We start from the raw sequence: 7,753 nt of genomic DNA on the forward strand, positions 1-7,753 counted from the left end.
CTGATAATTATATGTTAAACAATAAAGGCGCATAATATGCGCCTTTATTTTTGGTGCCGTTCTTGTTTGAGGCAGGCAGGTCTTATTTGGGATGGTAGCAATAATCAGCGGCGCTCAAGGATCTCAAAACAATAGCTGTGCGAGTTCGCTTCATCTGCGTCATGAAACTCACTGAATGTGCTTTCCCACTCATCCGGCTCATAGTCAGGGAAATGAGTGTCCCCCCCTACTTCCGCATCGATATGGGTAAGATACATACGATTCGCGCGAGCTAAGAATTGCTTATAGACCCGCCCCCCCCCCATCACCATAACTTCTTCTACGTCGCCAGCGAAAGAGAGAGCTTCTTCAATTGACGTAGCCCAGGTCACGCGCTCATCAGTACCCGGCTGGCTACTGATAACAATATTCAACCGCCCCGGCAAAGGACGACCGATTGATTCGAAGGTCTTACGACCCATAATTACCGGTTTATTTAACGTGTTACGTTTGAACCACGCTAAATCAGCCGGTAAGTGCCATGGCATGGCGTTTTCCATACCAATAACGCGATCCGCCGCCAACGCAGCGATCAGGCTGATAATCATTTTTAAACCCTGTAGGCTACAAGAGCCAGTACCGAAAAATTGCTCACACTATACGTAAAGCCTAATCAAGCGTCGATAGCGATAAGCAGGCTAATCACACATATAAGATTGCTCTTAGCCTGATACATGAACAGAGCAGAAAAAAAGTCTTATACACCAGGACGTTTGCGATATAACCATAATCCTGGCAAAGATAAACCAATCGACAACGCTCCAACAATAAATGACGCTTTCAAGAAATTGGTCACCATCGTGGACATTAACGCTTCGCTATAACCCAAGTGAGAAATCTCAACGACCGATATCATTGCGGTATAGGCGGAAATACCCGGAAACATAGGAATAACAGCCGCGACAGTGAAAACTTTTGGATGTGCCAGCAACCAACGTGACCAGTTAATCCCGATGACGCCAATCATAATTGAAGCCAATAATGAAGCCAGCTCGATATTCATACCAAAATGGATCATTAACATACGCGAACCGTGCCCGACCGCTCCCAGCAATGCGCAGTAACGCAATGCCCGTACCGGCACATTAAATACCATAGCAAAACCCAGTGCCGGGATAGCCGCCAACACCATGTCTTGTAATAATGCCCAAAGTAAATTCATTACCACCCCCGCAATCCCCATAACGCCATCGCGAATATCACCCCAATGCAGGTTGATAACGTTAATAAACTTGCCATCGCCCAACGGGCCAAACCGGTATTAACGTGGCCCTTAAACATATCGGCTACCGCATTAATCAGCGGGAACCCAGGCACGAGTAGCAGTACGCTGGCCGCCATCGCCACGCTGGATGCTTCCTGGAAAAACGGTAAACGCATCAACAAACCGGATGCGGATGTGGCAACAAAAGCAGTGATACAGAAATTAATCAGCGGATTCATATGATTAATCGTCAGACTCTGGCGAACAAACATCGCCAACCCACTGGCTAAAAAGCTAATGGAAAACGCATCCCAACCACCACCGTTTAATTTACTGAAACAGCCACAAGAGAGCGCCACCATCACAACGACCAGCCAGCGCGGATAACGCAGAGGTTTGATATGCTCGAAGCGTTTTTCTACATCTTTTGCATCCAATAAGCGATGCTCCGCCATAATCACAATATGCTGTACTTCAGTGACTACCTGCATATTGATGCCACGATCGGTATTTTTACGGGTAGATGTCAGGCAGTTACCTTCGCTGATAGTGGTCAACACGATTGCGTTAGCCGAGATAGAACTCTCAACGCTGTCCATCCCCAGAGCCATACCAAGCCGTGCAGATAGCTGCTCAACTAGCATACTTTCAGCCCCATGCTGCAACAGCATTAGGGCGCATTTGATGCACAATCGCGTAATCTCTCGCTGCTGTTGATGCGAAACATCACTGTTTATTACATTTTCCAGGCTCATATTCGTGCATCGCTATCCGTCAAAAAGTAAAAGACATCTGTTGCAATCCCATCACTACTGATAACCAAACCACCACAGATAACAAATAAGAATAATGCAGAGGGAGCCAAGTGGCGTTATGATCGCCAGATAGCACCACTATCACTCGGTAATCCTTATGCTTGAAACCTCTATATTTGTTGCCACCCTTGCTACCTTGGGCATGCTCTCCCCCGGGCCAGATTTCTTTCTGGTAATCAAAAATGCTGCCCGCTATCGCCGCCCCGCAGCCATGATGACAGCCCTTGGCGTAATTTTGGGTGTTGCGACACATATGTCTTATTGCGTGGCTGGCCTGGCAGTTGTTATCACTACCACACCATGGCTATTCAACCTGCTGAAATATGCCGGAGCCGGTTATTTGATCTGGATTGGTATCCAGGCACTGCTATCACGAGGAGATAGTAAGCTTAGTATCGATAACACTGCACAATATCCCGTCACGCTGAAAGCCGCATTCTTGCAGGGATATCTTTGCAATTTATTGAATCCCAAAGCGACTCTTTTCTTTCTCGCCGTTTTCACACAAATATTACAGATAGACTCCGGCGTGGGTGAGAAACTGTGGTACGCCTCAATCATCTGGCTACTGGCCGTTATCTGGTGGCCTCTATTGGTAATTCTGATTCAAAGTGCGCCGGTACGTCGCGGTTTGGCGAAAGTGCAAAAAGTTGTCGATAAATTACTGGGCGGCCTGTTAATCGGCCTGGGTATCAAAGTTGCATTAAGCTAGCTGCGCCGATTGTTAACGCCTGGCTATAAGCTACTATCCACAACCCGCACGAACATTGATCTTCACCAATGTTGTTTATGAACAATACTATCGTTTATGAATAATACTTCTGCGCATAAAAAATACTGTTTATGCGGGTAAAAAGCGCGATTTTATAAATAGTAAGCATAAAAAAGGGCGATGTTTCCATCGCCCCCCTTTCTTAGCGCCCAAATTAAGCTTTCATATTCTTAATCTTGGCATGCATTTCTTGTACTGAAATCACTTGCTCGGTAGGGTCCGCATTCAAAGCCATTGCGGTTGCGAAGCCACCATTCAAGGTGGTGTCGTAATGCACTTTATATTGCAAAGCACTACGGCGAATCAGTTTAGAATCTTCAATCGCCTGACGCCCTGCCGTTGTATTCACAATATAAGTATATTCGCCATTCTTGATACGGTCCTGAATGTGTGGACGACCTTCATGTACCTTGTTGACTAAGCGAGGATTTATCCCTGCCTCGCCTAGAACCACCGCAGTACCGTGGGTTGCATCCAATTCAAAGCCCTGTTTGAGCAACTTGGCAGCCAAGTCAACCACCCGGTGTTTATCTCCCTCACGAACCGATAACAGTGCGCGGCCACTCTTTTTCATGCCCGATTGACTGCCCAGCATCGCTTTAGAGAAAGCTTCAGCGAAGGTCCGGCCCACCCCCATCACTTCACCGGTAGAACGCATTTCTGGCCCTAAAATCGGATCCACACCTGGGAACTTGTTAAACGGCAATACCACTTCTTTTACCGAGTAATAAGGCGGAATAATTTCTTCCAGAATACCCTGCTCTGCCAATGACTGCCCCACCATCACGCGTGCGGCGATTTTTGCCAGTGGCATACCGGTGGCTTTAGACACAAATGGTACGGTACGGGCTGCTCGAGGGTTAACTTCAATCAGATAAACTTCGTTATTCTTTACGGCAAACTGCACATTCATTAAACCGCGCACGCAGAGTTCAAACGCCAGTTTTTCAACTTGTTGGCGCATCACATCCTGAATTTCTTTACTCAGGGTGTAAGCGGGCAATGAACAGGCTGAGTCACCGGAGTGCACCCCTGCTTGCTCAATGTGCTCCATAATGCCACCGATCAACACGCGCTCACCGTCGCAAATGGCATCAACATCCACTTCAACAGCGTCATCGAGGAAACGATCCAACAGCACTGGTGCATCGTTGGAGACACTCACTGCATTTTGGAAGTAGCGGCGCAAGTCAACTTCGTCATAAACGATTTCCATCGCGCGACCACCCAAGACATACGATGGGCGGACCACTAGTGGATAACCCAGACCCGTGGCTTTCTCTACGGCTTGTTCGATAGTAGCAACCGTCGCGTTCGCGGGCTGTTTCAAGCCCAGACGATTTACCGCCTGTTGGAAACGCTCACGATCTTCTGCACGGTCGATAGCATCTGGGCTGGTACCGATAACAGGAACACCGGCGGCTTCCAGTTCACGTGCTAATTTCAATGGAGTCTGACCACCGTACTGCACGATAACGCCTTGCGGCTTCTCAATACGCACGATTTCCAGCACATCTTCCAGGGTGACAGATTCGAAATAGAGGCGATCAGAGGTATCGTAGTCGGTCGAAACCGTTTCAGGGTTACAGTTCACCATGATGGTTTCGTAACCGTCTTCACGCAGCGCCAGTGACGCATGTACACAACAGTAGTCGAATTCAATACCCTGACCGATACGGTTCGGGCCGCCGCCCAGTACCATCACTTTCGGACGATCACTGGTTGGGTTGGATTCACACTCTTCCTCGTAGGTTGAGTACATGTAAGCGGTATCGGTAGAGAATTCAGCCGCACAGGTATCTACACGCTTGTAAACCGGATGCAAACCCTGCTTGTAACGCAGCTTACGCACTTCACTTTCCGCCGCGCCGACCAATTTTGCCAAACGGGCATCGGCAAAGCCTTTGCGCTTCAACTGGCGCATAAAATCAGCATTCAGGCCATTGATACCGCACTCTGCCACGCTCTCTTCCAGACGAACCAATTCTTCAATCTGCACCAGGAACCAGCGGTCAACGTTAGTCAGATTGAAAACACCATCAACCGACATGCCTGCACGGAAAGCATCGGCGATATACCAGATACGATCAGAACCGGCTTCTTTCAACTCACGGCGAATTTTAGTCAGTGCTTCTGGGTCATCCAAACTCACTTTCGGGTCAAAACCGGTCGCGCCAACTTCCAGACCGCGCAAGGCTTTTTGCAGCGATTCCTGCAAGGTGCGGCCAATCGCCATCACTTCGCCGACCGATTTCATCTGTGTGGTCAGACGGTCATTCGCACCGGCAAATTTTTCGAAGTTAAAACGTGGAATTTTGGTCACAACATAGTCGATAGATGGCTCAAAGGAGGCCGGCGTGCGGCCACCAGTGATATCATTCATCAACTCATCCAGCGTGTAACCTACTGCCAACTTGGCGGCAATTTTAGCAATCGGGAAGCCGGTTGCTTTAGAGGCCAGAGCGGAAGAACGGGATACCCGCGGGTTCATTTCGATAACAATCAAACGGCCATTTTTCGGGTTAACCGAGAACTGCACGTTGGAGCCACCGGTTTCTACGCCGATTTCACGCAGCACTGCCATCGAGGCATTACGCATGATTTGGTATTCTTTATCAGTCAGAGTCTGAGCTGGAGCAACGGTTATCGAGTCACCAGTGTGGATACCCATCGCATCGAAGTTTTCGATGGAGCAGACGATGATGCAGTTGTCGTTTTTGTCGCGCACAACTTCCATCTCATACTCTTTCCAACCAATCAGTGACTCATCGATCAACAGCTCTTTGGTTGGCGATAAATCCAGCCCACGTTCACAAATCTCTTCAAACTCTTCACGGTTATACGCGATACCGCCGCCGGTGCCACCCATAGTAAAGGAAGGGCGGATAATACAAGGGAAGCCCACATCAGCCGCTACGGCCAGTGCTTCTTCCATATTGTGCGCGATACCTGAACGTGCAGTGTCCAAACCAATTTTCTTCATCGCGATATCAAAGCGACGGCGGTCTTCTGCTTTATCGATAGCATCGGCAGTGGCACCAATCATGGTGACACCGAACTCAGCCAGAACGCCCTTGCGTTCCAGCTCCAGCGCACAGTTCAGTGCGGTTTGGCCACCCATAGTGGGCAAAACGGCATCTGGACGCTCTTTTTCAATAATTTTGCGTACCACTTCCCAGTGGATTGGCTCGATATAAGTGGCATCGGCCATTTCCGGGTCAGTCATGATGGTTGCCGGGTTGGAGTTCACCAGAATGACACGGTAACCTTCTTCACGCAGTGCCTTACAAGCCTGGGCACCGGAGTAGTCAAACTCACAGGCCTGGCCGATAACGATTGGGCCAGCGCCCAGAATCAGGATGCTTTTTATATCTGTACGTTTTGGCATGGTTTGACGCTCCTGATTATTTATTGGTATGGCTACTGTTACGGCTTGCAGTTGTTGCGCGGTAAGCTTCAATCAGTTCGATAAAGTGATTGAACAATGGCGCTGCATCATGCGGGCCTGGGCTGGCCTCTGGGTGCCCCTGGAAGCTAAATGCGGCTTTATCAGTACGGTGAATCCCTTGCAGAGAACCATCGAATAAAGAAACATGCGTAGTTCGCAGGTTGGATGGCAATGTGGTTTCATCTACCGCAAAACCGTGGTTCTGTGCGGTGATCATCACGCAATCGGCATCTAAATCTTTCACCGGATGGTTGCCACCGTGGTGACCAAACTTCATTTTTACCGTTTTTGCACCACTGGCCAGCGCCAGTAATTGGTGGCCTAAACAGATGCCGAACACCGGAATGTCGGTTTCCAGAAAACGCTTAATGGCCGCGATAGCATAATCACATGGTTCTGGGTCACCTGGGCCGTTGGATAAGAAAATGCCATCTGGGTTCAGCTTCAGCACCTCTTCTGCCGGTGTCTGTGCCGGAACTACCGTCAGGCGACAGCCTCTATCCACCAGCATGCGCAGAATATTGCGCTTCACGCCGTAGTCGTATGCCACCACATGGAATGGCAAATCTTCTGGTGGCGTTGCCGCAGGTAAGTCACCTTCCAGAGTCCAGCTACCTTGCAACCAGTCATAACGCTCTTTCGTGCTCACTTCTTTTGCCAGATCCATCCCCTTCAGGCCCGGGAATGCTTTCGCCTTTTCTAGTGCTAAAGTGGCATCAGACAAATCACCCACAATAATGCAGCCGTTTTGTGCCCCTTTCTCACGCAGCAAACGTGTCAGCTTACGCGTATCGATATCAGCAATCGCAACAATGTTGTGGCGCTTGAGATACTCAGCTAAGCCTTCTTCATTACGGTAGTTGCTGGCAATCAAAGGCAGGTCGCGAATAACAAGACCTTGGGCGTGTACTGCGGAGGATTCTTCGTCGGAAGCATTAGTGCCGACATTGCCGATATGAGGATAAGTAAGAGTAACGATCTGGCGGGAGTAGGAAGGATCAGTGAGGATTTCTTGATAACCGGTCATCGACGTATTGAAGACCACTTCCCCCACTGCCGTACCCTCTGCCCCGATGGCCCGACCGTGAAATTGGGTTCCGTCTTCGAGAACCAATAGCGCTGACTTAATCAAAACATCCTCCAAGGAATAAACAGTCACATTATTTGCATATTAATTCATATCTAGCGATCTAAATCAATGCAAAAACCGCCCTCAAAGCTAATTTTTGGCAAATTGGGCGCATTTTAATGATGAGTGACGCTCTTGTCTAGCCAAAGTGCCATTTTTTCTCTGTTTTTTACCGTTCTCATTAAAATGAGTGGATTATAGCGGTAAAAACACATGCTAACTTAACATAGTAAACGGTTGCGAGGTGTAGTGACTGAGAAATATCGCTCTGGGGCAGTAAAAATCACTACCAATATCTAAAGAAGGGATTTAAAGACGAAAAAAACAGTAAAAACACAACAAAAAA

At 48.6% G+C, this 7,753-nt stretch carries 6 protein-coding genes; 1 reads left to right on the top strand and 5 read right to left on the bottom strand.

The features are described from left to right. Window positions 1-104: 104 nt before the first annotated feature. The 3 genes from folA to V2A85_RS20340 all read right to left on the bottom strand — a co-directional run bounded on the left by folA (window position 105) and on the right by V2A85_RS20340 (window position 1,998). Window positions 105-587: a type 3 dihydrofolate reductase gene (folA, locus tag V2A85_RS20330; protein WP_083160596.1), complete on the bottom strand. Its 483-nt coding sequence runs from the start codon at window positions 585-587 to the stop codon at window positions 105-107. A gap of 149 nt (window positions 588-736) precedes the next feature. Further along, entirely contained in the window at window positions 737-1,201 is a 465-nt protein-coding gene (locus tag V2A85_RS20335) for a threonine/serine exporter (RefSeq protein WP_193784728.1), read from the bottom strand. Further along, a complete protein-coding gene (locus V2A85_RS20340) occupies window positions 1,201-1,998 on the bottom strand; it encodes a threonine/serine ThrE exporter family protein (RefSeq protein WP_083160598.1) in 798 nt (265 codons plus the stop codon). The genes V2A85_RS20335 and V2A85_RS20340 overlap by 1 nt, the downstream gene beginning before the upstream one ends. Window positions 1,999-2,155: 157 nt before the next feature. Here V2A85_RS20340 and V2A85_RS20345 point away from each other — a divergent pair, with 157 nt between their 5' ends. Next, window positions 2,156-2,770 (top strand): LysE family transporter, encoded by a 615-nt coding sequence (locus V2A85_RS20345; RefSeq protein WP_372557980.1) that lies wholly within the window; start codon window positions 2,156-2,158, stop codon window positions 2,768-2,770. Between the two features lie 214 nt (window positions 2,771-2,984). On the opposite strand, the gene carB is transcribed toward V2A85_RS20345, so the two are convergent. Next, entirely contained in the window at window positions 2,985-6,218 is a 3,234-nt protein-coding gene (carB, locus tag V2A85_RS20350; protein WP_005192981.1) for a carbamoyl-phosphate synthase large subunit, read from the bottom strand. Between the two features lie 16 nt (window positions 6,219-6,234). After that, window positions 6,235-7,410 (bottom strand): glutamine-hydrolyzing carbamoyl-phosphate synthase small subunit, encoded by a 1,176-nt coding sequence (carA, locus tag V2A85_RS20355; protein WP_420072208.1) that lies wholly within the window; start codon window positions 7,408-7,410, stop codon window positions 6,235-6,237. Between the last annotated feature and the right edge of the window lie 343 nt (window positions 7,411-7,753).

Source organism: Yersinia sp. 1252 StPb PI, assembly GCF_048593885.1.
GTDB classification, from domain to species: domain Bacteria; phylum Pseudomonadota; class Gammaproteobacteria; order Enterobacterales; family Enterobacteriaceae; genus Yersinia; species Yersinia enterocolitica_E.